The sequence below is a fragment of the uncultured Blautia sp. genome, from assembly GCF_902497045.1.
Classification (GTDB): Bacteria; Bacillota; Clostridia; order Lachnospirales; family Lachnospiraceae; genus Blautia_A.
Genome location: NZ_CABVDF010000322.1, coordinates 1 through 2,290, shown reverse-complemented (window position 1 = coordinate 2,290; position 2,290 = coordinate 1). Strand labels below are relative to the sequence as shown.

Sequence of the window (2,290 nt, the reverse complement as noted above, 5' to 3'; positions counted from 1 at the left end):
CTGTAAGCGCTTAATTTTTAGCCGTAGTCAGAAAAAATCTCCAGCTACTTTACAGTAGCCGGAGTATCTTAGCAATTCACATATGATCGATTAGTTATTAGCATTATCGGCACGTTTCTGGATCTCTGTTTTAACAGACTCATTCCATGGGGCAAGGAGTTCTAATTCCTCATCATTTAAACTATCATTTGGCATTTTTTCTAATAGATAGGTTAAGTAATGATAGACGTTTACTCCATTTGCCTTTGCCATTTCCACCATCGTATAAACCATGGCACTGGCCTGGGCTCCATCTGGTGTATCACAGAACAGCCAGTTTTTGCGGCCTACGGTAAACGGACGGATTGCATTCTCACTGAGGTTATTGGAAAAACTGCAGCGTCCATCTTCCAGATAGGTTGTCAGATCTGAACGGCGATTCTGGATATATGTGACTGCTTTATCCATTCTGGACCCACGGACAGGAGTCTGCTGGTCAACCCACGACAAAAAGCCTTCTACTATCGGCTGCTCTTTCTTAAGACGTGCCTTTTTGATAGCATCGAAGGAAGTATTTTTTGCTTTAATCACATCTTCCAGATGGAAGAGCTGATTGATATAAAATACACCCTGCACAGCTGGCTGGGCATAATCAAGCTGTCTGCCTTTTGGAATCGCATCTGTCAGATATCTTCTGACATGTGCCCAACAGGCAGTCCGTTTTGCATTCGGGACTTTATTGTATCCGCTGTAACCGTCACACATCAGATAACCTTTGAACCCATCAAGGAATTCCACTGCGTTATCCCCAGCTCTTGTTTCCGCATATTTATAAAGGATGATCGGCGGTTCACCGTCTTCCCCACTACGAAAAAGCCACATGTAAGACTTTGTCTGTGCGCAGCGTCCCGGTTCATCCAATACCTGGAGCGGTGTTTCGTCTGCCATCGCAAAGCCTCTTTTCAGAAGCTTCCGGTGAAAGAATTCATACATCGGGCGGAAATACGCTTCTGAATTCCGGATCACCCAGTTGGCCATCGTTGCCCTTGTGATTGCAGCTCCGTATTGTTTCCAGTCTTTTTCCTGGCGGTAATAAGGCAGGCTGTTGCAGAACTTCTGATACATTACCCAGGCGACAGTACCGGCGGATGCCATACCATACAGCATGTGCGGCTTTCCGTCTTTTCCTTTTTTGATAACCGGGATGTCGTGTTTGCTGCATTCCGGACAGGTATAGTTGATGCTGTAGTATTCTACAACTTTTACCTTTGCAGGGATAAATACCAGTTCACGTCGGACGAATTCCTCGCCGATCTTTATTAGTGGTGTATTACATACGGGGCAGAGCTTTTCTTCTTCCGGAAGATCCAGATATTCCTTTGTAACAGGGATGCCTTTGAAGCGTTCCGCATTTGTTGCCCGGGATTTCCGCTTTTTAGGTGGAAGGACAGCGTCCATTTCCTCTGCCTGTGCCGCAACCGGATCCTGTTCCTTTTCTGCTTCATTGAAAAGTTTCAGCTGTCCCGGAAAATCAGCAGGAGTTTTCTCACTGGAAGATCCAAAAAGTTTTTTGCGGAGCAGGTCGATCTCTGTCTTGAGATTATCCCGTTCCTGCATAAGTGCCTCTTCCCGTTTGTTTGCGGCATCAACAGTTGCCTGAAGTGTTTTTATCATTTTTTTCAGATCGTTGATCATATCCTTCAACTCCCGGAGCTGAAGATCTTTGGAACTGTCTGACACTGCATTTTCCTCCCTGTTTTTGATAGTTTCATTATACCAGAAAACAGTGGAAAAGCCCAGAAAAACAGCGGTTCAAAAGGCTTGAAAAGTGCCGAAAATAAAGGGCTGATTCCCATTTTCTGTGCACCTTTTTGTTTGTGGATCAGCTGGTTTTTATTGCTTTTGGCTGTTCGATATCGATGCCCGACATCAGCCAGTCGAATTCCCTCCAGGTCAGGTTGCGTACTTCCGATTTATTCCTTGGCCATCGGTAAGAACCCTGGGCTGTCAGACGTTTGTAGATCATGACGATCCCATCCGGTTCTTTTAAGATGGCTTTGATCCGGTCGCATTTCCGTCCGCAGAATAGATAAAGCGCATGGTCGATCTCCATGGAAAACTGGTCCTGGATGATCGCACATAACCCATCAATCGATTTACGCATATCCGTTCTTCCACAGACAATGTAAATCGCATCAACATTTGAGATATCTGCTAACATACCGGCTCCTTTAATGCTTCCATCAGGATTTTCAGAAGCATGGGCTGAACCGTATTATTCATGCGGATCAGCAGGCCCTTCGCTTCGATT

General features: G+C 45.4%; 2 protein-coding genes. Both read right to left on the bottom strand.

Translation table 11 applies throughout. The annotated features are described in order from the left end of the window. Nucleotides 1–90: 90 nt before the first annotated feature. Nucleotides 91–1,719, bottom strand: a complete 1,629-nt coding sequence (locus RDS42_RS14255) for an IS66 family transposase (protein WP_308784241.1) — start codon at nt 1,717–1,719, stop codon at nt 91–93. A 142-nt stretch (nt 1,720–1,861) separates the two neighbouring features. Next, nucleotides 1,862–2,200 (bottom strand): IS66 family insertion sequence element accessory protein TnpB, encoded by a 339-nt coding sequence (gene tnpB, locus RDS42_RS14250; RefSeq protein ID WP_308784240.1) that lies wholly within the window; start codon nt 2,198–2,200, stop codon nt 1,862–1,864. Between the last annotated feature and the right edge of the window lie 90 nt (nt 2,201–2,290).

Excerpts from the sequence above, each read along its gene's own strand:
- tnpB (WP_308784240.1), bottom strand. The coding sequence starts at position 2,200 with ATGTTAGCAGATATCTCAAATGTTGATGCGATTTACATTGTCTGTGGA.